This window comes from Hominenteromicrobium sp., assembly GCF_046974225.1.
In the GTDB taxonomy this organism is placed as follows: Bacteria; Bacillota; Clostridia; order Oscillospirales; family Acutalibacteraceae; genus Hominenteromicrobium; species Hominenteromicrobium mulieris.
On record NZ_JBKWAE010000017.1, the window covers coordinates 10,478 to 35,020 of the forward strand.

Genomic DNA, 24,543 nt, shown 5'->3' on the forward strand with positions numbered 1-24,543 from the left:
CCCTTTGAGAAAAGGATTTCTCCTCTCCCAAAGGGTAGTTTAACTTTTACTTAGAATTATCTTTTTTAATAACTAAGTTATAATTGCTATCATAATACAGTCCAAGTTCTCTACACATTCTATCGTTCACATTATCTAACGCTTTCTTATATTCTGCATACGTTGGAGACAGAACCATTAAATTAGGAATGAATATATCGTTATATCCTTTATTTTGTAACTCTTTCTGCATTTTTCTCTGTGCAATAAATGCTGGATGGTATTTCATTATACCGTTTTTCATTTTAGCACCTTTCCATACTTTTTCTTTTAGTCTTTCATATTCACTTTCACTCATATCACGATAATAGGCTATCATCTCATCTGCGGTTCTGGTTTCTTGTGCAATCCCACCTATCATCTTCGCACCTATTCCCATAATAAAAGGAACTTTCAATGTCGTTTCATCGCAATATTCTAATATATTCTGTAGTGCCTGCTTCTGTTCCAGAGTCTTCAACCTTACATTAAGAAATGGTTTGAAATGACTTTTAAAATAATCTCCCCATTCTTTTCCCGGTAGCAAAGACTCAATTGCATTTTCAACGGTTTGATAATCAAGTGCCTCATTTGCTTTGTCTGCGTCACCATCATCTATAAATTGCTTCAAAGCTTCAAGTCCTGAGTCTTTTAAAACTTTTTCCTGCACTTTTTCTTGATAAATACGAAGAAGAATACTTTTGTCGCCAGTTTCCAAAAGGCTCTGTATGTCTTTAATACTAATACCGAGTTTTCTATATACTGAAATCTTTTTTAAAGTTTCAACATCTTGTGCAGTATAGTTACGATAACCATTGTTATCTTTATCCACTGACAGCAATCCTTTTTCTTCATAATACTTAACTGCACGCTTTGTCATTCCAACCTCATTTATAATTTCATTTAATAACATCAGATGCACCTCCTTATGATTTATGTTGATAGTATAAGCGTATACGCTGCGTGCAGGTCAAGAGTTTTTCGTCTTTCTTCTAAAAATGGGCAATCCCGATTTCAGGACTGCCCATTCATTCTGCTAATTATGCGATTTTTTCTTGCTTGCACCGATTTCTGCATCAATTGATGTAAGTTTGATGTAAATCGCTGTTTTTTCAGTTTTTTATCAAATGAAGTACGTCCCGTCTATTCGGTAAAACGGTACATCTTTACATCATCTTAATAGAGCTTTGCACCTGCCGGAATGTGGTCATCAACCATCAGAAGATGAAGCTTTTCTTCGCCTTCTTCTTCATGAATAGCACTGAGGAGCATACCGCAAGAGTCAATGCCCATCATCGCTCTCGGAGGCAGATTGGTGATGGCGATGCAGGTCTTTCCAACCAGCTCTTCCGGCTCATAATACTCGTGAATACCACTCAAAATGACCCGATCTACGCCGGTTCCGTCGTCCAAAACGAACTTTAAGAGCTTTTTGGACTTCTTCACGGCTTCGCATTCCTTAACCTTCACGGCACGGAAATCGCTCTTGGAGAAGGTGTCAAAATCCACCTGATCCTGGAACAGCGGCTCGATCTCCACATTGGAAAAATCAATTTTTTCTTCGACGATAGGAGCCGCTTCAACGGACTTTTCTTCAGCCTTGGTCTCGGCCTTTTCGGTCTTATCCTTGTCCAAAGGTTTCATTGTGGGGAACAGCAAAACATCGCGGATGGCTGGGGAGTCCGTCAGCAGCATCACAAGGCGGTCGATGCCGTAGCCGATGCCGCCCGTCGGGGGCATGCCGTACTCAAGCGCATTCAGGAAATCCTCGTCCGTGTGGTTCGCTTCCTCGTCGCCCGCAGCAAACGCCGCGTCCTGCGCCGCAAAACGCTCTCTCTGGTCGATCGGGTCGTTCAGCTCGGAGTACGCGTTGCACATTTCCCACGTGTTGATGAACAGCTCAAAGCGCTCCACCTTCGTCGGGTCGCTCGGCTTCTTCTTCGTCAGCGGAGAAATCGCCAGCGGGTGGTCCATGATGAACGTCGGCTGAATGAGCTCCTTCTCGCAGTATTCCTCAAAGAACAGGTTGATGATGTCGCCCTTCGTGTGGCGCTCCTCATATTCAATATGGTGCTCTTTTGCAAGCGCCTTCGCTTCTTCGTCGGTCTTCACCTCGTCAAAGTCGATGCCCGCATACTTCTTGATGGCGTCGTTCATCGTCAAGCGCGCAAATGGCTTCGAGAGGTCGATTTCCACACCGTTATACGTGATGACCGCGCTGCCGCACACCTTCTCGGCAAGGTAACGGAACATGTTCTCCGTCAGCTCCATCATGCCGTAATAATCCGTGTAGGCCTGATAAAGCTCCATCAGCGTGAACTCCGGGTTGTGGCGCGTATCGACGCCCTCGTTGCGGAACACACGGCCAATCTCGTAAACCTTTTCAAGGCCGCCTACGATGAGGCGCTTCAGGTAAAGCTCCAGAGAAATACGCAGCTTCACGTCTTCGTTCAGCGCATTATAATGCGTCTCAAACGGACGCGCCGCCGCACCGCCGGCATTTGAAACCAGCATCGGGGTCTCCACTTCCATAAATCCTCTGCCGTCGAGGAAATTGCGGATCTCCTTAATGATCTTCGAGCGCTTTACAAACGTGTCCTTCACTTCCGGGTTCACGATGAGATCGACGTATCTCTGGCGGTAGCGCATATCGGTGTTCGTCAGGCCGTGGAACTTCTCCGGCAGCACCTGCAGGCTCTTCGAGAGCAGCGTCACAGACGAAGCGTGAATGGAAATCTCGCCGGTTTTTGTCTTAAACACCTCGCCGCGCACGCCGATGATGTCGCCGATGTCAAATTTCTTAAAATCCTTGTAGCTGTCTTCGCCCACGGCGTCACGCGCCACATAGCACTGGATGCCGCCCTTTAAGTCCTGCACATTGCAAAACGATGCCTTGCCCATGACGCGCTTGCTCATCATACGACCGGCCACCACAACTTCTTTGCCCTCAAGCGCGTCGAAATCGTCTTTAATTTCCGCGCTGTGGTGCGTCACATCAAATTTCGTGATCTGGAACGGGTCTTTGCCGTCTTCTACAAGCTGAGCGAGTTTCTCTCTGCGCACGCGCAGCACTTCGGTCAGTTCCGCTTCCGTTTCCGGGGTCTTCTTTTCTGCCATTTTCTGCCTTCCTTTCCCCGCCGCACGGCGGTCACAAAAAAAGCGGGCGGATTTTCTATCCGCACCGCCTGATTCTCAATTAAGATACGGAGATGATCGTGTACTCCACGATGCCTGCGGGTGTCTCCACTTCAACGGTCTGTCCGACCTTCGCGCCGACAAGTGCTTTGCCCACGGCGGATTCATCGGAAATCTTGCCCTGGCGCGGGTTTGCTTCGTTAGAGCCCACAATGCTGAAGCTGCGCTCGGCTTCACTGCCGTCCGCACGCTTCGTTTTTACAAATACGGAAGAACCGATGTGCACGGTATCCGCCGCAAGGTTTTCCTTCTCAATGACGCGTGCGTTGCTCACCATCACTTCAAGGTCGGCGATGCGCGCCTCAAGGATAGCCTGGTCGTTCTTTGCTTCGTCATATTCGCTGTTCTCGGAAAGGTCGCCGAAAGAAAGCGCTTCTTTAATTTTTTCCGCAACTTCTTTTCTGCGGTTGACCTTCAAGTCCTCCAGCTCAGCCTGCAATGCCGCAAGGCCTTCCTCTGTAACATAATATGCCTTTTCTGCCATAGTAAATAAACCACCTTTATTTGTAATTCCGAAAAACGGGTAAATGCGTACACTAATGTTCTTTATTATAGCGATTTTGGTACCAAATGTCAATGTTTTTTAAGGCGGAAAAGTGTACAGAATAAGCCGTTTTCCCGCCCCATCTTTGCTCATTTCCCCCATTCCCGCCCTACCCCGCACAAAGCCCCGCTTCCTTCATAAAATGCCTTTTCCGTTATGCGATAGATTTCCCTTGTGTTTTATACGGGATATGGTAGAATGAAAGCGTAAAATTAAATTTTCAAACGCACAACATGTACAAAGCACAGTTACAAGGAGGCTCATCTTGAAAAAGTATCGGGCATCGGTTTTGATGTTTCTGCTTTTTGAAGGCGTAGCGGTTACGCTGTGGCTCACAAAAAGCAACCTGTTTTATTTATTCAATTTCAGCTACATAGGTTCTTGCCTTTCGGTCGGCTTAGCGCTTTTCACCGCGGGAAAACGCTATGCGCGGCAGTTTGTGCAGCTTGCAGTCGGGCTTTACATGCTCGTGTATCTGGGGCTGATGTCGCAGGAGAACATGCAGATTGAAGGCTTTTGGTACTATCTGTTTTCCGGCGTGTTCGAGGCGGCGACGATTCACTACGCCGTCGCAAAAATTTTCGGCCCGCTGCTTTTCGGCCGCGGCTGGTGCGGTTATGCCTGCTGGACAGCCATGGTCTTAGACTTGCTCCCGTTCAAAGTGCCGCAAAAGCCCCGCAAAGAAAAGCTGGGCACGCTGCGCTATGTGATGTTCGCGCTCTCGTTCGCGCTCGTCTCCGCCCTGTTCCTGATGAAGTTCTCGAACCTCGAGCGCATCATGTTCTGGCTGTTCCTCATCGGCAACATTCTTTACTATGCCGGCGGCATCGCGCTTGCGTTTATTTTTAAGGATAACCGCGCGTTCTGCAAATATCTTTGCCCGATCACGGTCTTCTTAAAGCCGATGAGCTATTTTTCACTCCTGCGCGTACATTGCGATGAAAGCAAATGTGTCCAATGCGGCAAATGCCTGAAGGTCTGCCCGATGAACGTCGAGGTCAACAAAGAAAGCCGAAAGCGCAAAAACGCCACGGAGTGCATCCTGTGCTATGCATGCACCAAGGTCTGTCCCAAAAAAGCGCTGCATTAAAACGCTGTAAACCCTATATATAAGAAAAACTACGGTACCCGCAAGCACCGTAGTTTTTTATTTTATGTTCTCTTTTACGCCTTCACTTTCACCGGATTCAGCAAATCGATTTGCTGAATCTCCCGCTTTCCTGACTGTGCAAAATTCAAGCACGGAGATTTTCAGTTTTATCCAAACGCCGTGCGCAAAAGGGTCGTATCGGACATTGTCCGCACAATGGCTCCGTCGGCCGGCAAATATTTCGGCCTAAGGCCCAGAACGGCGAAGTTAAATAACCCGGAAACTTAGGGTTCAGCCGCCGCGCCGCTTCCGTTACGTCTTTCAATGTATCTTTTTCGCAGAACCCGGCGCGCAGAAAAATACGCCGAATATGCACATCATACGCAATATCTATATTTTCTTTATCTGATATTTCGACACCCAAATCGCGCCAAAGCAGCAAACAAGCAAGTGAAGACTTTTTGTGGCTGATTCCAGAGAACGCCTCCAACCGCTCTACAATCTCCATGGCAGTCACATTGCCCCAGATATTCTCGGCGCAGCCGTCGTATTTCGATGTAAGTCTTTCGGCTGCCGACCACAAATACCGCCCCATATTGCCAGGATAGCGATGCAATGCCGGCTTTGTGCGTAGCAGTGTGCCTATTTCTTCCGACGAGCTTTCTTTGGCAATCTTCTGCATGGAAAAATGCCCTAACCGCTGCGCCAATTTATACGGCAGTGACCATGCGGTCTCCGCTTTCACCGATTGATCTGCGATAAGCCCAAACAAAAATGCGTTGCTATCCCGCATCACAAAATCGCGCTCTGCATCTGTCAAAAGTCCGCCGTTAAATATGTTTTCTGCCGTTCCGAATGTCATTTCATAATTCTGCAAAGCGTTTAAAATATCCTTATTTTCCACTGTGCACCTCCAAAATCAAGCTTTTCAATACAACTGAATTTCTTAATTTCAGTATAGCACAGCTTTTCAGTATCGCAATACAGAATTTCTCGTCCCTGCTTGAGGTGGCGAGATTGGGCTCACTTTTCATCTTTCGTCCTCCTCTCGGGCTAAACCCAGTTTATCCCTTAACGCCGCGTCAAAGCCAATAGAAAACATTGCGATTTTTCAAAATCTGTGCTATACTTTTTTCGTATTGTATTGTATCTCCTACGGAGAATAATAACAAGAAAGGAAAATTGAATATGAACAAGAAATTTAACGCAAAGCAGCTCACTCTGCTCGGCCTGATGACGGCGCTTTTGCTGCTGATGTCCTTTACGCCGCTCGGCTATCTGAACATCGGGCCGCTCGCCATCACGTTCAACGTTATCCCGGTCGCCGTGTCCGCACTGGCCCTCGGACCTGTAGGTGGTCTCATCGCAGGATCCGTCTTCGGCCTCACAAGCTTTCTGCAGGCGATTGGCGTCGGCGGTGTGAGCATGCTCGGGTCCACGCTTTTTAGCATCAACCCGTTTTTCTCCATTTTGCTGTGCTTTGTCCCGCGTATGCTGGACGGCTTTTTGCTCGGCTACATCTTCCGCAGCGTCCGTAAGCTGAACCGCGTCGCCGCGTGCTTCGTCACGGGCTTCGCCGCTGCGTTCTTAAATACGCTTTTCTTCATGTCCGCACTCATCCTGCTTTTCGGGCAGACCGAGTACATGCAGGGCTTGATCAACGGCCAAAACATTCTGCTGTTCGTCTGCGCGTTCGTCGGCGTCAATGCCGTGTTCGAGATGCTCTCGTCCACCGTCATCACCGGCGCCGTCGGCAGCGTCCTCTTAAAAGCCGGGTTTATTCAAACACCCGCTAAAAAAGCAGATTAAAAGGAGGTCCTCCCATGATCTTAGCCATCGATATCGGCAACACCAACATTGTCATCGGCTGCTGTGCCGATGGACAGGTCATTTTCCGCGAACGCGTCTCCACAAACCCCACCGCAACGGTGCTCGAATATGCCGCCATGCTCAAAATGGCGTTTGATATGAACCGCGCAGACATCACCGCGGTTGACGGCGCGATTCTCTCGTCCGTCGTCCCGGCCGTCACGCTCACCATGCGCGACGCGGTGCACAAATACCTGCACCTCACGCCGCTCGTCGTCGGCCCCGGCATCAAAACCGGCCTGCGCATCCACATCGATAATCCCGCCCAGCTCGGCAGCGACCTTGTCGTGGACGCCGTCGCGGGCATCCATCACTATCCCCTCCCGCAGATCATCATCGATATGGGTACCGCCACCACCGTCTCCGTTCTGGATGCGGAGGGCGGATACCGCGGCGGCATGATTCTGCCGGGTGTGGCTGTCTCGCACGATGCCCTCGCAAGCCGCACCGCGCAGCTGCCGAAGGTCGCGTTCGAGCTGCCGAAGCACACCATCGGCACAAATTCCGTAGATTGCCTCAAAAGCGGCCTGCTCTACGGCAACGCCGGCGCACTGGACGGCCTCATCGACCGCATCAACGCGGAATTAAACACCCCCTGTACGGTCGTCGCAACCGGCGGACTCTCCTCCGTCATCGCGCCCCTTTGCCGCAACAAGATCATCTTAGATGACGACCTGCTCCTCAAAGGGCTCTCCATCCTCTTTGAAAAAAACAAACCGAAAAACTGAAGACGCCCCGGCGCTTCAAGTCAATACAATACACACAAAAAGCACGCAGATTTTCATGCTCTGCGTGCTTTCTTTATGTCCGTTTATACGCCGAACCCCCGTCTTTCCGCCTCTTTCAAAAGTGCCGGCTGAATTTCCGGGTACGTCTGGTTTTCCGGCAGAGCGTCGCATAATACAATTTTCTCCATCTCGCTGTGTATCTCCCCGAACGATGTGATTTCCGCATAAAACAGCCCGCCGAACGATTCTTCACCCGTCTCGTTCACGCGCGTTTTGCCTGTCACGGAGTACACGCAGATCGGACGAATTTCAAATTTCACCGCACCCGTTTCTTCCATAAGCTCGCGCTTCGCCGTCTCTGCAATCGTCTCGCCCGTCTCTCTGTGCCCGCCCGGAAACTCCAGCGTCTCGCGCTCCTTGTGCTTACAAAACACCCATTTTCCGTCATGCTTCGCAATAACAACCGCAAAACGCAGCAGCTCGTCTTTCACATCTTCGTAAAACTTAACCGCCACCATAAAATGCCCCCGAATTTTCACGCTCTCTCGTCAATCATTGTCAAAAGTTTTGCTCAACGCAACCTCACTTCTTCCTCCGCTCCGCCTTCCACGCTTCAATCTGCCGCAATCGCTCCTTCACCCTTGCTTCGCTGCCCTGGTCCGTCGGTCTGTAATACTTCTTTCCGGCAAGCGAATCCGGCAAGCACTGCATCGCGGTCAGCTTTTCCGCCGTATCGTGCGCATATTCGTACCCCTCGCCGTAATGCAGCTCCTTCATAAGCTTTGTTGGCGCGTTGCGGATGACGAGCGGCACCGGCTCGGAGAGCATTTTCTGTGCGTCCCTTTTCGCGCTCTCATACGCCACATACAGCGCGTTTGATTTCGGCGCCATCGACAAATACACCACGGCGTGCGTCAAATTCACCGAGCACTCCGGCATACCGATAAAATGGCTCGCCTGATACGCCGCCACGGCGATCTCCAGTGCGCGGCTGTCCGCCATGCCCACGTCCTCGCTCGCGAACCGAATGAGCCGCCGCGCCACATACAGCGGGTCTTCGCCCGCCTCCAGCATACGCGAAAGCCAGTAAACCGCCGCGTCCGGGTCGCTGTTGCGCATCGATTTGTGCAGCGCCGAGATGATGTTGTAGTGCTCCTCGCCGGTTTTGTCGTACAAAAGCGACTTGCGGCTGATGCACTGCTCCAGCGTCTCCATCGTCACGGTCGTCTTGTTGCCCTCGCGGTGCCCGTTCAAAACGACCATCTCCAGCGTTCCCAGCGCCGTTCGCGCGTCACCGTTTGCAAACGCTGCAAGCATTTTCAACATCTCATCGGTGATTTCCACCGTCTGGTTACCGAAGCCGCGCGGGTCTTTGATTGCGCGCTTCATCAGCTCCACAAGCTCATCCTCGGAAAGTGCCTGCAAAACGAACACCTTGCAGCGCGACAAAAGTGCGGCGTTCACCTCAAACGAGGGGTTCTCTGTCGTCGCACCGATGAGCACGATGCTGCCCTTTTCCACAAACGGCAAAAACGCGTCCTGCTGCGCCTTATTAAAGCGGTGGATTTCGTCGATAAACAGCAGCGTGCGCTCACCCATGCGATGGTTCTGCTCCGCCTCGCTCATCACGCCGCGAATTTCCTTGATGCCGCTCGTCACGGCGCTGAAATTGATGAAATTCGCCTTCGTCCGCGCCGCAATAATCTGCGCCAGCGTCGTTTTACCCACGCCCGGCGGCCCCCAGAAAATCATGGAAGACACGCGGTCTTCTTCAATCAGCTGCCGCAGTACCTTGCCCTTGCCGAGCAAATGGCGCTGCCCCGCAAATTCCTCCAGCGTCCGCGGCCGCATCCGCGTCGCAAGCGGCATGTCCTGCCCCGCCCGGTTTCCAAATAAGCTCTGCTGTTCCATTTCGCGTCTCCTTCCGTCTGCAAAACCTGCATAAGCCCTGACTTTTTATCACGCAAACCTGCGCAAATTACATTCAATCCGCCTTCCGCAAAAACAGCCTTCCCGCTCGATCTGCTCTTGCATTGCGCTTCGCACCTCTCCGTTTTCCACCATCATTAACGATTAAAACCGCATTTCGTCTTACTTTTCCACCGTTTTTGCCATCATGGTCAAAAGTCTGCGCACGGCGCGCTGCCAGCGTTTGGTGACGCCCTTGCCGTGCCCGCCTTGATTCCACTCGAAGAATACCTTGCAGCCGTGATCGCTTAAAATCTCCTTCGCCTTTTCCGTGCAGTCGCCCACCGTCCGCATGACGGGCGGGCCGCCGAGCGGTTCGCGGTCGCCGAGGGATAAGTATATTGTGGTGTCCTTTTTAGGCGGACAGTTCTCCAAATATTTCAAAAACTGCGGGTACCACAAAGAGCCGGAAAGGCTTGCACCTGCACCGAATTTTTCCGTTTTCGTCAGCGCCCAAAGCGCAAATAATCCGCCGAGCGAGTACCCCAGCAGCGCACAGTTTTCGGGTTCCGTCGGCGCGCCGAAACGCTCCTCTAAATACGGCAGCGCCGTGTCTGTCAGGAATTTTAAGTAGTCTTCCCCGCCGCCCGAAAACGGCTCACCGGGCCAAATGGGCTCCGCTTCCCATGGGGTGAAATCCCGGCCGCCGTCGATTTCCGTAGAAAAAAATAATACCTCCGGCGCGTCTTCGGCGAGTAGCATCATCAGCTTTTCCATCTCCCACCCGCACAGTACATAGAGCCTCTTGGGCTTTCCCTCCGGCAAAAGGCAGGTGCAGCGACGGCCATCGAGCGTGAATACAATCGGATTTTTGGGCATAGTATCCCCCTTAAAAAACGGAGGCCTGTTCGTTCACTGCACGCAAAACGCGGTTTTGTGTACGCTCACGCACACCGTTTTAATCGAACTATTGTTTCTTTTAGCCAGTATAACACATTTTTTCGCAAAAAGCAAGGACATGAGAGGCCATCACAGGACATCTTTTTGCACAAAAATCCCGGCCGAAATTTTACGACCGGGATGTTGCTTAAAGCTTCAATTTCAGTTTACTTGCACAACTCATCTGCGAGGGCGTCAATCTGGGCGCGGGAGGCATCGTTCAAGGCGCACTTTACGGTGACGGTGGTATCCGTGTAAGTGAGGTTCTTGCTCGTTTCCAGCATCTTTTTCATGACCTTTGCCGCCATAGGCGCCCACGCGCCGTTTTCAATCATGCCGACGGTGCGGCCCTGATAATTGCGGGCGGTGAGATGGTCGATAAAGCTCTGCATATGCGGGAAAATCGTCGCATTATAGGTCGTTGTGGCGAGCACGAGCTTGCTGTAACGGAACGCATCGGCAACGGCCTCTGCCATATCGCAGCGGGCAAGATCTGCGACAACGACGTTCGGGCAGCCGCGCTGATTTAGCTTTTCGGCAAGCTCCTCCACAGCTTCTTTCGTGTGACCGTAGATGGAGGTGTAGGCGATGACAACGCCCTCGTCCTCGACCGCATAGGACGACCATGTGTTGTATTTATCAAGATAATAGCCGAGGTTTTCGTTTAAAACCGGGCCGTGCAGCGGGCAAATGATGGCGATGTCGAGCGCAGCGGCTTTTTTAAGGAGCGCCTGCACCTGTGCGCCGTACTTGCCGACGATGCCGATGTAGTAACGGCGGGCTTCGTCTGCCCAATCTTCCTCCACGTCAAGCGCGCCGAACTTGCCGAAGCCGTCTGCGGAAAAGAGGACTTTATCTGTACTGTCGTATGTGACGATAACCTCCGGCCAATGCACCATGGGCGCGGTGACAAACGTCAATGTATGACGACCGAGCTTGAGCGTACTGCCCTCGCCGACGACAACCTTGCGCTCCGGGAAATCCGTGCCGAAGAACTGCTGCATCATGACGAACGCCTTGGCAGAGGAGACGATCTGCGCCTCCGGGTATGTCTCCATAAAGGCGGCGATATTGGCGGAATGGTCCGGCTCCATGTGCTGCACGACGAGGTAATCCGGGCGACGGCCGTTAAGCTCCGTTTCGAGGTTTTGCAGCCATTCCACGCCGAAGTGGGCGTCTACCGTATCCATGACGGCAACTTTTTCATCGAGGATGACATAGGAATTATAGGACATGCCGTTTTCTACGGTGTACTGTCCCTCAAAAAGGTCTACGTCATGGTCGTTTACGCCGATATAGCGAATATCTTCTGTTACAAACATGTAAAAGCACTCCCTTATGTTCTGAATGTTCTGATTTCAGTATACCACAGTTTTCGCACGATGCAAATGCTTTTTAAAGATAGTGAAATGTCAGACGCAGCGCAGCCAGATTCGGTGTGAAGCTACACGACCTGTGCCGAAAGCTTGTGAGGAAGAATACCGGCACGTGTGATACGCAAAAACGGCGCTCCCGATTGGGAACGCCGTCTGTATGCTGTTTATAAAACCGATTAGTTGAGGATGGTCTTCTCGGTTTCTTTGTCGAAGAGGTGCATCTTGTTCATGTCGAGAGCGATCGTGATCTTGTCACCGGTCTTAGCGGTGGAAGTCGGCTCAACACGAGCGGTAAGAGCATTGCCTTCGCAGTTGAGGTACAGATAGGTCTCTGCGCCCATCAGCTCGGTAACTTCAACGTCAGCCGTAGCTCTGGCCTCCGGATGCTTCTCGATGAACTCCGGCTCATCGTGTACGTCTTCCGGACGGATGCCGAAGACGATCTCTTTGCCAACATAGTTAGCGATTTCATCGTTAGCCTTGTTAGCCGGAACCTTAATCTTAGCTGCGCCGAAGGTGACGTAGTAATCTGCGCCTTCCTTAACAAGGGTAGCATCGATAAAGTTCATCTGCGGGGAGCCCATGAAGCCTGCAACGAATTCGTTGACCGGCAGATCATACAGGTTCTGCGGGGTATCGACCTGCTGGATGAAGCCGTCCTTCATAACAACGATTCTATCACCCATGGTCATAGCCTCGGTCTGGTCATGTGTAACGTAAATAAAGGTGGTGCCGAGTCTCTTATGAAGCTTAGCGATTTCGGTTCTCATCTGTGCACGGAGCTTAGCGTCCAAGTTGGAGAGCGGCTCGTCGAGCAGGAAGACCTTCGGGTCACGGACGATAGCACGGCCGAGAGCAACACGCTGTCTCTGACCACCGGAAAGAGCCTTCGGCTTTCTGTCGAGCAGGTGGGAGATGTCGAGGATACGAGCAGCCTCTTCAACGCGGCGCTTGATCTCATCCTTCGGGGTCTTTCTGAGCTTCAGACCGAATGCCATGTTGTCATAAACGGTCATGTGCGGGTACAGAGCGTAGTTCTGGAACACCATTGCGATATCTCTGTCCTTAGGAGCAATATCGTTTGCGAGCTGATCGCCGATGTAAAGCTCACCCTTGCTGATCTCTTCGAGACCTGCGATCATTCTAAGCGTGGTGGACTTACCGCAGCCGGAAGGACCAACGAGAATGATGAACTCCTTGTCTTCGATGTCCAAGCAGAAATCTGTAACAGCGGTAACGCCGCCGGAATAGATTTTATAGACATTTTTAAGTGTTACACTTGCCATAAGATTTTTCCTCCTGATGATAGGTTGTTATACGTCAGAGCCTGGCAGCCATATGTGACGAACAACGTCTCTTTTCAATGCACTAAGTATAGCAGAAAATCGGGTCCCTGAACAGTCCTTATTTGCCCAAACTTTTTCCTTTGAGTTTAGTTAAAATAAATAAACGGCAAAAATTCTTGATGCTTTTTGTTCAGATTATTTGTGCAGGTTTTTCAAAAACCAACGCTGCGGCGCTCGGATCGAGAATTTTCGCTTCGCCGGGCGTAAGTGTGGGATCGAGCGTTAAAGCGCCGATGGATTCGCGGTGAAGGGCCGTGACGGTCTTGCCGCACGCTGAAAACATACGCTTGACCTGATGGAACTTCCCCTCCCGAATTTCCGTCCACGCGATGTGGGGATCGTCCTTACTGATTTCGAGCACGGCAGGGGCAAACTCGTTTTCGCCGCTTTTGATGCCGGTGGCAAAGCGCGCGATGTCGCTTTCTTCGGCGGGCAGGTCGAGCGTGGCGCGGTAACGCTTCCAGACGTGGCTTTTCGGCGCCAACATGCGGTGGGCGTACTCGCCGTCGTTCGTTAAAACGAGAAGGCCGGTGGTGTCCTTATCGAGACGGCCTGCAGGGAACAGGTCGCGGCGTTTAAGCTCCGGCGGCAGGAGGTCTAAGACAGTCTCTGCGCGGCTGTCACGCGTGGCGGTGAGCACACCCGAGGGCTTATAGAGCATGATGTACACAAACGCGCTGTACCGCACGGGCTTTCCGTTGACGGTGATCTCGTCCTTTTCGGGGTCGATCTGGATATCGCTTTTGCGCACGGCTTGTCCGTTGACGGCGACGGCACCGCTGCGCACCAGCGTGCCGACCGCCTTGCGGCTGCCGATATTTTCGTTTGAAAGGAATTTATCGAGTCTCATGTTGTTTCACTTTCCGTTGGATTTTGTGTGGATTCGCCGGTGTCCGGCGCGGGCGACGCGCTCTCTTTGATAACCGACTTCGGCATCTCATAGCGGGCGCTGTCTGCCGCAAAGCCGTGCATGAAGCCATCCTCTGCGCCGGACGCGACATCGCCGCCGATGATATTGCCCTCAAAGACAAGGAGCGTTGCGAAGACGCCATCGGGCGTATTCGGGTAGTTTGTGATGCGGTAGCGGTACTGCGTGCACTTTTCGCCGGCATAGGGCAAAAGGTCGAAACCCTGCGCCTGCTGCATCGTATTATACGCCGCATAGACATCGTTGAATTTTGCGGGAATGACAACCTCGCGCACATCCTGCGGCTCCGCTTCCGCCTCCCAGCCGAAGGACGTTAAAAACGCGAGGCGCTCCTCCCCCGTCATACCGGGGAATGTCTGCCGCTTTTCGCCGCGCGGGATGAGGAAAAACGCGCTGACGGCTATGGCGATGAGCACAAGCACCGCCAAAATTCGTTTTTTGTTCGCGCCGAGCGATACAATCATATTGCTGCCACCTTTCACCGCAGAAAACCGGGTAAGACTTTCTTTTCGGTCATAGGTATGCGGGGCGGCTATGCTTTATGCTTCCTCGGCGGCGGCGAGAAAATGCACGCCGTACTGCTCGAAAAAGAGCGTGTAGCCGTTAAGATGCGGCATGCCGTTTTGAAAGGTGATCTCGTAGTTTTGGAACGATTCCGAAAGGCCGGTGCCGCGGCACTTGGAGATGCTCTCTTTGAGCGTCCAGTACGCCAGAAAGCGCGCGGCGGGATTAGGGCTGCTTTGTATGTCCCGAAGCTCTGCGGGCGTACAGACGCGCTCTGCGGCACTCCCCCGCACGCGGCGGGGATATTCGGCATCGATGCCGACATTTTTCCGCGACACGGCGCAGCAGACGATGCCCTTAGTGTGGCTCAGGCTGATATGGGGCATGTTCTCCCCTTTTAAATACGGCTTGCCGAGCGGAGTTTTTTCCACAACAGGCGATTCGATGCCCCACTCGTCCTTTAAGACGCGATACAAAAGTGCGTAAGCACGGTCATGCAGCTCCTTTTGCGTGAGCGAGGGCGGAACGTTTTCCACATAGCGACGCATCAGTTTTCCTTCTTTTCATCCATCCACGCACGCAAGCGGCGCAGTGCTTCGTCTGCGCGGTCGTTTTTCATGGTCGGGAAGGCGCGCAGCAAACGGCGCTGGGTGTGACGCTGGAGCTTGGAGGTAACGCCGTTCCACTGGGCACGGAGGTCTTCGGCAGACTTCTGTGCTTTCACACGGCGGTCTTCCAGCGACGCACGGTATTCTTCGTACTTCTCCGAAAGCTGAGCGCGCTGTGCCTGAAGCTTCTCTTCGAGGACAGGGCGGGCTTTTTCGTCGAACTCCTGCTTCTGCTCGGTGATCTTCTCGTCTGCAAGGAGCGTCAGGCGACCGAGGCCGTTCGAGATGGCGTCGCTCTCTTTGCGCAGACGCGCGGACATATCGTTGATGACGGTGAGCTTTTCGTTGAGCTTGCGGATGGTAAGCACGGTGACGATGGTATCCGTGATAAACAGCGCGATGAAAATACCGACCAGAATTGCGCCGAGCGTGAAGGGAATCCAGTGCACGAGAGACGCGATAGCCGTATGAACAATGCGAATGACGACGACGACACACAGGCCCCAGAGGATGCTGAATTTTAAGCAAATATAGCCGCCGAGGTTGAAGGGCTGGTTGGAATAGTCCCACCACGTGGTGTGGAAGAATTTTTTGAGCGCCCAACCGCCGACAAGCTCGATGGCGCTGGTGAGCAGCGCGCCGCCGATAAACAGCAAGGGGATGTTATCCGAAAACGGCAGCAAAACGAGCAACACGAGCGACATGCCAAAGCCGTAGATGGGGCACACGGGGCCATTTAAGAAGCCGCGGTTGACGAACTTGCCGGTGGTGACGGTGGCAAAAATGACCTCCGAGCACCAGCCTAAAAACGAATAAATGGTAAAATACCAGAGCAGATCATAAAATGTCATGGGTCTCCCCCTAATTATGGATAGATTTTGAGCGAAAAGGGGCATACTGCACCGTGCCGTGCGGTATGCCCCGGTTGTTCGGTTTTACGGCGTTCTACGCAAATCAAACGCAGATGTTTTCGCCGACAAGGCCGACGTACTGACCCTCTTCTGCCGCTTCCGGGTGCATAAGCAGCCACTTGTTGCGGGCGAAAAGCATTTTGTCTTCCTCGGTCTTCGGCGCGCGCTTTTCGATGTCGGTGTTCGTGCCCTTCGGCAGCGCGACGACGCACTTGAAGCCGCCGTCGTTTGCATTGCACGGCGCATAGTGCAGCGTGGTGGCGTAAACCTCGATAACGGTGCCGGCGGGCACGAGGAACGCTTCGACCTTAGACGTATCGTACTTGCCGTTTTCGATGTCCTGCTCGGAGCCGATGAGCAGGATGAGGTCGGTGACGGCGATGTTTACTTCACTATCGCGGTGATATTCGAGACCGTTTAACTTATGGTTGTTGCCGTTGCAGTAGCCAATCTGCACAGGCATGCCGCCGTAGAGCGTGTAGGCGATGTCTTTGGCAGACGCGCAGCTTTCGAGAGACTCTGCACCGGGCACATAGACGACGTTTTCCGGGCAGGGCGTTTCCGCCATGGCGGCGATAATGTCGGAGCAATCGAGCCCCGTGATGACTTTGCCGTACTTTTTAAAAGCGGCATCCGAAACATTCTGAATTTTCATGGTTTTTTCATCCTTGCTTTCTGTTTTGAATCTAACCACATTATACCGAGGTGCAGAGGAAATTGCAAGACGCTAAGAACGCAAAAAGTTTTGCGCAAGCTTTTTCAAAAGCTTGCAGGTCCTTAGGGCAGCGCCCTAAGTCGTCGTCCACAGCCGACGAAACACCTTTTGCCTACACCAAAATTAGGAAACCCAGTTGCATGGGTTTCCTAAAAAGGCGAAGCCTTTTGATAAAACGCCCAGACAGAGAAAAAGCTCCCCGAAAGTGATTTCCGAAGAGCTTTCAATATACTTCTATTTACGCAGTTGTTACATCATCTCGCGCTTGCGCTTTTGTTTTTTCCAGATGATGATGGCGATGTAGACTGCGAGGAAGACTAGGATGATGGCGATGAGAACCGCGGATTGGCCGGGGCCGCCCATTTTGACCTCTGCCCAGAGCGTATCGAGCAGATTGCTCGTCTCGCTCGGGAGATTGACGAAGACCTCCGTGCGGTCGAGCACGTCCTGATCCGGGTAGTAGATGGGATTTGCGACGGCGTCGGGAGCAAGATAGTCTTTCGCGGCGGTCTCCGGGGTGGCGTAGCCGACGAAATCCATGTTCGCACCGGAAATTTCGGGGTCACACATGAAGTTGATGTACAGTTCGGCTTCTCTTTTGTGTTCGGCCGTTGCCGGGATGCACATGGCATCGACAAAGTAGTTCGTGCCCTCTTCCGGGACAATAAACTTGATGTTTTCGTTGTTTTCAACAAGCGTACCGGCATCGCCGGAATAGTACGGTGCAAGCCACGCTTCGCCGCTTTCCATTTTGTCAAAAATCTGGTCCATGACGTACGCCTGTACGAGGGGCTTCTGCTCTTTTAAAAGCATAGCCGCCTGCTCCCACTCGCTTTCGTCGGTGGAATTGAGGGAGAAGCCGAGGCGCTCCTGTGCGATGGCGAACGCGTCGCGCGGGTTATCGAACATCAAAATCTTGCCGCTGTACTGCTCGTCCCACAAAATAGACCAGCTGGTGACGGGCTCGGTGACATAATCGGTATTATAGAACAGGCCGACGGTGCCCCATGTGTACGGCACGGAGAATTTGTTTTCGGGGTCGTAATCGGGGTTTCGGAACTGCTCATCGATGTACCCGAAATTCGGGATATTGCTGAAATCCAGCTCCGCGAGCATGTTCTCGTTCATGAGCTTTGAGATCATGTAATCGGACGGGACAATGACATCGTAGCTTGCGCCGCCGCCTGCGAGTTTGGAGTACAGCGACTCGTTGCTGTCGAACGTGGTGTAGTTGACCTCGATGCCGGTGCGACGGGTGAACTCGGCATTGACATCCAGCGAGCCCTCGGTGCCGTTTGAAATATACTCGCCCCAGTTGTAGACATTGATGGTCACACCGGTGGGCTCTGCGGTGGGGTATTCTTCGGAAAAATCCCAGTCGTCGGCTTCATCGGCAAAGACGGGCGCGGCTGCGGTGCAGAGCACCAGAAGCGCAAAAAAGACGGCGAAAAATTTCTTTTTCATCAGGCACGCTCCCTTTCTGCCTTTTTGGCACGGCGCTCTTCACGTCCCTGGCGAACATTGATGATGATGAGCAAGAGCATGATGCACACAAAGAGCACGGTGGAAAGCGCGTTGATCTCCGGGGAGATGCGCTTTCTCGTCATGGAATAAATGTAGATGGGCAGCGTCTGCGTGGTGCCGCTTGTGAAGTAGCTGATGACGAAATCATCGATGGAGAGCGTGAACGCCATGATCATGCCGGTGACGATGCCGGGCATGATCTCCGGCAGCACGACTTTAAAGAACGCGCGTACCGGCGGGCAGCCGAGATCCTGCGCGGCCTCGAAGAGGTTCGGGTTCATCTGGCGCAGCTTCGGCAGAACGGACAGGATGACATACGGCAGGCAGAACGTGATGTGCGCGATGATGAGCGACGCCATGCCGAGGCTTTTGCCGCCGAACAGGCTGACTGCCGCGACGAACAGAAGCATCATGGAAACACCGGTGACGATTTCCGGGTTGACCATGGGAAAATTGGTGATGTTCATCATGACCTTTTTCGGCATACGCTTCATGCGGTTGATACCGACCGCCGCCATGGTGCCGAGTACAGTGGAAGCGAACGCGGAAACGACGGCGATGATCAATGTATTGAGCAGCGCCTCCAGAATATAGCGGTCCTCAAACAGGCGCTGATACCAGCGCAGTGTAAAGCCGGAAAACTGGGTGCGGCTTGCGGTATCCGTATCGTTGAACGAGAAGATGATGAGCACGATGATGGGCGCGTAAAGAAAGATGAAGATGAGCGCCGTGTAGACTTTGGAAGCCGTTTTCACAGAATCATACCTCCTCCCACATTTTCACCGTCGTCGAACTGGTTCATGATGCCCATGCAGATGAGAATGATGACCATGAGGACAAGTGAAATGGCAGAGCCGAGGTTCGGGTTATACGCCGAGCCGAGGAACTGCATATCGATGAGGTCGCCGATGAGCAGGTTTCCGCCGCCGCCGAGCATTTTAGAGATAATAAATGTGGAAACAGCGGGCACGAACACCATGGTAACGCCGGAAATGACACCGGGCATGCTCATGGGCAGGACAACTTTAAGGAAGACATTGCGGTTGTTTGCACCGAGATCCTGCGCAGCTTCGATGACGCTGTTGTCGATTTTGGTGAGCACAGAGTAAATGGGCAGGATCATGTACGGGATGTAGTTATACACCATGCCGAGGACGACTGCGCCCGCGGTGTTGATCATGTGGATGCGCGGCAGACCGACGGCGGCGAGCATATTGTTGATGAGGCCGTTATCCTCAAGGAGGGACATCCATGCGTAGGTGCGCAGCAGGAAGTTCATCCACATGGGCAGCATGATGAGCAAAATGAGGAAGCTCTGGCGGTTCGGCGCCGCTTTGGCGATGATATACGCGAGCGGGTAGCCGAGCAGAAGCGAAATAAACGTTGCGAGTGCGCCAAGCCAGATGGAACGCAGGAAGACGTTGGAATACTGGCCGACGCGCGCGATGTTATCTAACGTAAAAGCGCCGCTTTTATCGGTAAAGGCAAAGAATGCCACAAGACCCATGGGCACGATGATGAACAGCGTCATCCAGATCGTGTACGGGGCAGAGATGAGTTTAGTCCTCATGTTCGCTGCCCTCCTCCTGGAGCGCTTCCTCCATTTCGTCACTGAACGTGCTGTAATCGCCCATAGTGCCGGAGTAAACGGACTTCGCCATGACGTGAATGTCGTCCGGCGTGAGCGCAAGGCCGATCTTATCGCCGACATTGGCGCTGTCGGTCGTCTGGATCATCCACTTGAAGCCGTCAACATCGACGATAATCTCATAGTGTACGCCCTTAAACGTGACGCTGGTGACGACGCCGTTGATGTGTGCGGCGGCGGAGCCGGTGGGCACGATGTCGATATCCTCCGGGCGGATGACGACGTCGACCGGGGCCATTTTGCCGAAGCCGCTGTCGAGCGACTTGAAGCGCTGACCGGCGACCTCGACGAGGTAGTCTTCGATCATGGTGCCGTCGAGGATATTGCTTTCGCCGATGAAGTCCGCAACGAAGGCGTTTTTCGGTTCGTTGTAGATGTCAATCGGCGAGCCGATCTGCTGAATTTCGCCCTTATCCATGACGACGACCGTGTCACTCATGGAGAGCGCTTCCTCCTGGTCGTGCGTGACGAAAATGAACGTGATGCCGATGGCCTGCTGGATTTTTTTGAGTTCGTTCTGCATATCCTTGCGCAGCTTTAAATCGAGCGCGGAAAGCGGCTCATCGAGGAGGAGCACCTTCGGCTCGTTTGCGAGGGCGCGCGCAATGGCGACACGCTGCTGCTGACCGCCGGAAAGCTGGCCGACACCGCGGTGCGCCATGCCGTTTAAGTTGACCATATGCAGCATTTCGGTGACGGTCTTTTGAATTTCGTCTTCTTTCTTACCTTTGAGACGCATGCCGAACGCGATGTTTTCATAGACGTTCAGGTGCGGGAAAAGCGCGTACTTTTGGAAAATCGTATTGACGGCGCGCTTATGCGGCGGCACGTTATTGATCTTCTCGTCACCAAAAAAGACATCGCCGCTATCCGGTGTGACGAAGCCGCCGATGGTGCGCAAAACCGTGGTTTTGCCGCAGCCGGAGGGTCCGAGCAGTGTTACGAACTCGCCGTCACCGATGGTGAGGTTGAAGTTCTTTAAGACCTGCTCGCCGTCAAACGATACTGCAATGTCTTTGAGCGTGATGATTGGTTTTAACATGGAAAGCATCCCCTTTGCGGTTTGGTGGGACCCTTGTCCCCCGAAAGTTGCGCGGTCTTAGTGAATCACACACCCCGGCTGCATGATGCGTACTGCTTCCGCAAAGGATTTTTCACGGCCGCAGGCTTTCGCCCGTGATCCGGCCGCGGCAGGAACACTTTTCCGAACAGGATAAAAGCAACACAACGCTTTGTGTGTTGCCCGTTTTAGCGACCTTTCCGGAACAGCCGATTTTATTTGGTTTTAGATGCAAACGCAATAAGTTCAGTTTACGGAAAAAGTCAGGATTTGTCAACCGCTTTTGCGTAAAATATGAATAAAGTTTGACGATGGATTTGTGTGCATTTTTAAAAATGGGATTTTCAGGAATGTCAAAAAGGGATTTATGCGGGTTTGCGAAAAAAAGAGCGCCGCCCGAGAACCGAGCGGCGCCGAAAAGAGAGGAAAAGTATGTTTTTCCTTATGATCGGATTTATAAAGTGGAATGTGCGCGGCTTTGAAACGCAGTGTCATTCAGAGTACGGTCACGCATGGGGCGATAAGCACGGGCCGAATGCACACGACGGCGGCGCATGGGGCGCACGGCAAGAGAAAGACCTAAAAACGCCAGCAGCACAACGGCTAAAAACGGCAGAATGCCCTTTGCAGACCACTTGGCGCCCGCCTGCACGGAAGCGTTGACGACAACAGCCTTCGGCTCTGCGGCCTCGGGCGCAGCCGCGGCGGAAACGGCGCTTTCGGCGTCATCGGGATCGACCGAAGTCCCCGTGAGGCTGTGCAGGGCAGTGCTGAGCATTTTATCTGCCATATCTCTGCCCTCTGCGCGCGCGACGGCTTCCAGCTGCGCGGCGACGGCGGTGTAATCGTCCCGGAGGTCTTCCGTCGGTTCGGCGGAGACGGTTTCGGTATCCGTTATCGCTTCATCGGTCTCATCCGCCAAAACGGGTGCGGCGGCGAGCAAAGCGATAAGCAAGGTCAAGAGCACCGGCACGGCATGACGCAGTGTGCGAAGAATGGCGCTTGCTGCCTCCACACTGTTTTCGGTTTTTATCCGCATTTCTGCCGCCTGCATGCGCTTCTCACCTGACATTCAAAAATTACAAAGCAATAACATTTGTTACACTTCTGTTACATTTTAGCATACAGAGCGCTGAAAAGTCAAGAGGAAATGATTTGAAAAGTGCATAAAAAAGCCCCGTTTTTCTTGAAAACGGAGCTTTCGTTACAAAAGTTACAAGTTATGCCATAACAATGACGCTGAGCACGATATAGACGGCGTAGGCGGCGAGCATTAAAACGCCCTGCCAGCGCGAGAATTTCTTCGTGATGAGCGTGGGCACGACAGACAGAATGCCGATGATGAGACATGCCGGGATATCGACCATGGCGACGGTGGGCGACGCGGGGAGCTTGCTGCCGTAGATGAGCGCACATACGGGCAGAATCAAGGTCAGATCGATGATATTTGCGCCGATGATGTTGCCTGCGGAGAGCGAGCCCTGCTTTTTCGCGATGGCGGTGAGCGTGGTGACAAGCTCCGGCAGAGACGTGCCGATGGCGATGATGGTGACGGAGATGACGCGATCCGAAACGCCGCACATGGAAGCGAGCGCGGAGCCGTTATCGACAAGGAGCTGTGCGCCGGCGACCGTGCCGACCGCGCCGATGAGGAACTTGACAACATTGGTGATGACGGTTTTTTTCGTGACGGGCTCATCGAGCTGCTGACCCTTTGCCCCGCCCTTGACGGCGACGACGGCCTCGTGGATGTTGTCGTACATGGCAATGACGAAAATAATGATGAGCAAAATGCTGGCAACCATGCCGACGCCGTTATCAAACAGTGAGAAACATACGGTGACAGCGGCAGCCACGAGCATGAGGATCATTTTGAGCATGTAATCTTTGCGGCGGATCGCCATAGGAATGGCGACAAGCGCGATGCCCATGATGAGACCGAGGTTCGCCGTGACGCTGCCGATGGCGTTGCCGATGGACATATCCACCATGCCGATGCCGCTGCCGGGCGAAAGTGCCTCTGCGGCACGTGCGTCGAGCGCCGCGAAGATGGAGACGAGCAGCTCCGGCAAAGTGGTCGCGAAGCTGACGACCGTTGCGCCGACAATAAGCTTCGGAATGCCGGAGGCTTCCGCCATCCACGATGCGGCATCCACAAAGAAATCGCCGCCCTTGATGATGAGCACGAGACCCACGATGAGCAGCAAGACTGTAATTGCAATTTCCATTTGCAAATTCCCCTTTTTTACGCTTTCAGAGCGTTTTCGTTTTCTTCTTCCGCAAGATTACGCGGAGAAAGACATTATTTCTATTATAGCGGGGAACTGCGGGAAAATCCAGTCTTATTTGCCTGTTTTGTCAAATTTTACGGTTTTATTCATCGGACCCAAGGCTGCGGACGAGCTCTTCGAGCTTTTCGGCCTGTTCGTACGGAATATCGCACCACGGGCCGTCGTCCTTTTTATAGAACAGATTGCCGTAAACCGTGATCGTGCTCGTTTCGCCGTTTGCGTATTCCAGCGTGAAAATGTTGGCCGAGCCGTCGTATGCGTTCGGGTCGCCGCTCGTTTCCGCCGCGTTCTTTAAGAGAAGCAGCGGCATGATCTGCCCGATTTTTTCCTCGTCCGTGAAGACCTTCACGTCGCTTACGGGCTGTGTTTCTGCCGTGATGCGCACAGGCAACACGACCTTGCCGCCGATGGCGGGCGCGGTGCCCTGATCTGCGCCGTCTGCCTGCGCGGTCTCGGCGGCGCCTGTGACTTTCGTTTCGTCGCCGGTGTAATCGGCTATGCCGCTGAGGTGCTGCGCGATGAAGCCCCAGCCGAGCAGCAGACACACGCACGCGGCGAGCGCGGCACACCATTGCAGGGTGACTTTTCTTACGTGCGGCAGCTTGCGGCTGCCGTCCGCTTCCGCGATATATTCTTCCTTTACACCGCCGAGGGCCTTGAACAAATCGATACCTGTCATACTGTTCCCGCCTTTCTTTAAAGCCAGATGTCTTCCTTTTGGAGATAATCCCGCAGCTTTTCACGCGTGCGGTGGAGAGACGTTTTGACGCGGCTTTCGCCGCAGCCGTACTTTTCGGCGATGGCTTTTACGGAATCCATATACCAGTAACGGCGCATGAAAAAGAGCCGGGCATCGACGGGGAGCGTCGAGAGAAAGCTGTTTAAGGCTTCGGCAATCTCGCGGCTTTCCGCTTCCCTTGCTGCTGTTGGGTCTGCGATGCACGCCGAAAGCTCCTCCGTGAGCGCGGAGACCTCTGCGCTGCGCTTTTTCGCGCGGAGCTTGTCTAACACTTATCGCACGCGATGTTGCGACAGATGCGCGCCAGAAACGCAAAGAGCGCGAGCGGGCGCTGCGGCGGCATGGCATTCCACGCGCCGAGGTACGTATCGTTGACGCACTCCTCGGCATCCTCTGCTTCGGGCAGAATGCGCCCGGAGAGCGTGTGGAGCTTCGCCCCGTACTTTTCGTCCGTTTCGTGCACGGCGCTTTCGCTGCGCGCCCAGTAGAGCTCGATGATCTCATGGTCTTCCTTCATGCTTTTGTCCTCCCTTCCCCTTCACTTTATAAGTAGGCGTTTTATATCGGCAGGTTACACGGATTTTGAAATTTTCGATAAAAGT

General features: G+C 53.0%; 26 protein-coding genes. 3 read left to right on the top strand and 23 right to left on the bottom strand.

What is annotated here, in order from left to right; translation table 11 throughout:
• Positions 1-46: 46 nt before the first annotated feature.
• From ACLTX1_RS11065 to greA, 3 genes are all read right to left on the bottom strand, one after another.
• Positions 47-931 carry a MerR family transcriptional regulator gene (locus tag ACLTX1_RS11065; RefSeq protein ID WP_118700521.1) on the bottom strand — a complete coding sequence of 295 codons (885 nt, stop codon included), beginning with the start codon at positions 929-931 and terminating at the stop codon, positions 47-49.
• A 263-nt stretch (positions 932-1,194) separates the two neighbouring features.
• Positions 1,195-3,135 carry a lysine--tRNA ligase gene (gene lysS / locus ACLTX1_RS11070; RefSeq protein ID WP_412330932.1) on the bottom strand — a complete coding sequence of 647 codons (1,941 nt, stop codon included), beginning with the start codon at positions 3,133-3,135 and terminating at the stop codon, positions 1,195-1,197.
• Between the two features lie 79 nt (positions 3,136-3,214).
• Entirely contained in the window at positions 3,215-3,697 is a 483-nt protein-coding gene (gene greA / locus ACLTX1_RS11075; protein WP_176820141.1) for a transcription elongation factor GreA, read from the bottom strand.
• Between the two features lie 325 nt (positions 3,698-4,022).
• On the opposite strand from greA, the gene ACLTX1_RS11080 reads away from it, so the two are divergent.
• Positions 4,023-4,847: a 4Fe-4S binding protein gene (locus ACLTX1_RS11080; protein ID WP_396897209.1), complete on the top strand. Its 825-nt coding sequence runs from the start codon at positions 4,023-4,025 to the stop codon at positions 4,845-4,847.
• 145 nt (positions 4,848-4,992) lie between these two features.
• Here ACLTX1_RS11080 and ACLTX1_RS11085 read toward each other — a convergent pair whose 3' ends face one another.
• Entirely contained in the window at positions 4,993-5,751 is a 759-nt protein-coding gene (locus ACLTX1_RS11085; protein ID WP_412330933.1) for an endonuclease III, read from the bottom strand.
• 284 nt (positions 5,752-6,035) lie between these two features.
• Here ACLTX1_RS11085 and ACLTX1_RS11090 point away from each other — a divergent pair, with 284 nt between their 5' ends.
• Together ACLTX1_RS11090 and ACLTX1_RS11095 are read left to right on the top strand one after the other, a co-directional pair.
• The gene (locus ACLTX1_RS11090) at positions 6,036-6,656 is read left to right on the top strand and encodes an ECF transporter S component (protein WP_412330934.1); all 621 of its coding nucleotides are present in this window, start codon (positions 6,036-6,038) and stop codon (positions 6,654-6,656) included.
• Positions 6,657-6,670: 14 nt separating this feature from the next.
• Entirely contained in the window at positions 6,671-7,444 is a 774-nt protein-coding gene (locus ACLTX1_RS11095; RefSeq protein WP_176820138.1) for a type III pantothenate kinase, read from the top strand.
• 83 nt (positions 7,445-7,527) lie between these two features.
• Here ACLTX1_RS11095 and ACLTX1_RS11100 read toward each other — a convergent pair whose 3' ends face one another.
• The 19 genes from ACLTX1_RS11100 to ACLTX1_RS11190 all read right to left on the bottom strand — a co-directional run bounded on the left by ACLTX1_RS11100 (position 7,528) and on the right by ACLTX1_RS11190 (position 24,458).
• Positions 7,528-7,962, bottom strand: coding sequence for an NUDIX hydrolase (locus tag ACLTX1_RS11100; protein ID WP_412330935.1), 435 nt, complete (start codon positions 7,960-7,962; stop codon positions 7,528-7,530).
• 64 nt (positions 7,963-8,026) lie between these two features.
• Positions 8,027-9,355: a replication-associated recombination protein A gene (locus ACLTX1_RS11105; protein WP_412330936.1), complete on the bottom strand. Its 1,329-nt coding sequence runs from the start codon at positions 9,353-9,355 to the stop codon at positions 8,027-8,029.
• A gap of 180 nt (positions 9,356-9,535) precedes the next feature.
• A complete protein-coding gene (locus tag ACLTX1_RS11110; protein ID WP_412330937.1) occupies positions 9,536-10,231 on the bottom strand; it encodes an alpha/beta hydrolase in 696 nt (231 codons plus the stop codon).
• 227 nt (positions 10,232-10,458) lie between these two features.
• Entirely contained in the window at positions 10,459-11,613 is a 1,155-nt protein-coding gene (locus ACLTX1_RS11115; protein WP_412330938.1) for an FprA family A-type flavoprotein, read from the bottom strand.
• Positions 11,614-11,843: 230 nt separating this feature from the next.
• Positions 11,844-12,953: an ABC transporter ATP-binding protein gene (locus ACLTX1_RS11120; protein ID WP_412330939.1), complete on the bottom strand. Its 1,110-nt coding sequence runs from the start codon at positions 12,951-12,953 to the stop codon at positions 11,844-11,846.
• 190 nt (positions 12,954-13,143) lie between these two features.
• Positions 13,144-13,863 (bottom strand): pseudouridine synthase, encoded by a 720-nt coding sequence (locus ACLTX1_RS11125; RefSeq protein WP_412330940.1) that lies wholly within the window; start codon positions 13,861-13,863, stop codon positions 13,144-13,146.
• Complete coding sequence (locus ACLTX1_RS11130; RefSeq protein ID WP_176820132.1) at positions 13,860-14,405, bottom strand: DUF4830 domain-containing protein; 546 nt, start codon at positions 14,403-14,405, stop codon at positions 13,860-13,862. Before ACLTX1_RS11130 ends, ACLTX1_RS11125 begins: the two co-directional genes overlap by 4 nt.
• 75 nt (positions 14,406-14,480) lie before the next feature.
• Positions 14,481-14,993, bottom strand: a complete 513-nt coding sequence (locus tag ACLTX1_RS11135) for a 4'-phosphopantetheinyl transferase family protein (RefSeq protein WP_412330941.1) — start codon at positions 14,991-14,993, stop codon at positions 14,481-14,483.
• Positions 14,993-15,904, bottom strand: a complete 912-nt coding sequence (locus tag ACLTX1_RS11140; protein WP_412330942.1) for a putative ABC transporter permease — start codon at positions 15,902-15,904, stop codon at positions 14,993-14,995. The genes ACLTX1_RS11135 and ACLTX1_RS11140 overlap by 1 nt, the downstream gene beginning before the upstream one ends.
• A 103-nt stretch (positions 15,905-16,007) precedes the next feature.
• A complete protein-coding gene (locus tag ACLTX1_RS11145) occupies positions 16,008-16,619 on the bottom strand; it encodes a DUF4867 family protein (protein ID WP_176820129.1) in 612 nt (203 codons plus the stop codon).
• A 309-nt stretch (positions 16,620-16,928) separates the two neighbouring features.
• Entirely contained in the window at positions 16,929-18,143 is a 1,215-nt protein-coding gene (locus ACLTX1_RS11150) for an ABC transporter substrate-binding protein (RefSeq protein ID WP_412330943.1), read from the bottom strand.
• Positions 18,143-18,958: an ABC transporter permease gene (locus ACLTX1_RS11155; protein WP_176820127.1), complete on the bottom strand. Its 816-nt coding sequence runs from the start codon at positions 18,956-18,958 to the stop codon at positions 18,143-18,145. The genes ACLTX1_RS11150 and ACLTX1_RS11155 overlap by 1 nt, the downstream gene beginning before the upstream one ends.
• Positions 18,955-19,773 carry an ABC transporter permease gene (locus ACLTX1_RS11160; protein ID WP_316518369.1) on the bottom strand — a complete coding sequence of 273 codons (819 nt, stop codon included), beginning with the start codon at positions 19,771-19,773 and terminating at the stop codon, positions 18,955-18,957. The genes ACLTX1_RS11155 and ACLTX1_RS11160 overlap by 4 nt, the downstream gene beginning before the upstream one ends.
• On the bottom strand, positions 19,763-20,893 hold the full coding sequence (locus ACLTX1_RS11165; RefSeq protein ID WP_176820125.1) for an ABC transporter ATP-binding protein: 1,131 nt from the start codon (positions 20,891-20,893) through the stop codon (positions 19,763-19,765). Before ACLTX1_RS11165 ends, ACLTX1_RS11160 begins: the two co-directional genes overlap by 11 nt.
• 472 nt (positions 20,894-21,365) lie before the next feature.
• Positions 21,366-21,950: a hypothetical protein gene (locus tag ACLTX1_RS11170; protein WP_412330944.1), complete on the bottom strand. Its 585-nt coding sequence runs from the start codon at positions 21,948-21,950 to the stop codon at positions 21,366-21,368.
• A gap of 181 nt (positions 21,951-22,131) precedes the next feature.
• Positions 22,132-23,139 carry a calcium/sodium antiporter gene (locus ACLTX1_RS11175; protein WP_412330945.1) on the bottom strand — a complete coding sequence of 336 codons (1,008 nt, stop codon included), beginning with the start codon at positions 23,137-23,139 and terminating at the stop codon, positions 22,132-22,134.
• 145 nt (positions 23,140-23,284) lie between these two features.
• Positions 23,285-23,881 (bottom strand): hypothetical protein, encoded by a 597-nt coding sequence (locus tag ACLTX1_RS11180; protein ID WP_343284828.1) that lies wholly within the window; start codon positions 23,879-23,881, stop codon positions 23,285-23,287.
• Between the two features lie 17 nt (positions 23,882-23,898).
• Positions 23,899-24,213 carry a sigma-70 family RNA polymerase sigma factor gene (locus tag ACLTX1_RS11185; RefSeq protein WP_412330946.1) on the bottom strand — a complete coding sequence of 105 codons (315 nt, stop codon included), beginning with the start codon at positions 24,211-24,213 and terminating at the stop codon, positions 23,899-23,901.
• Positions 24,207-24,458, bottom strand: coding sequence for an RNA polymerase sigma factor (locus ACLTX1_RS11190; protein ID WP_412330947.1), 252 nt, complete (start codon positions 24,456-24,458; stop codon positions 24,207-24,209). Before ACLTX1_RS11190 ends, ACLTX1_RS11185 begins: the two co-directional genes overlap by 7 nt.
• Between the last annotated feature and the right edge of the window lie 85 nt (positions 24,459-24,543).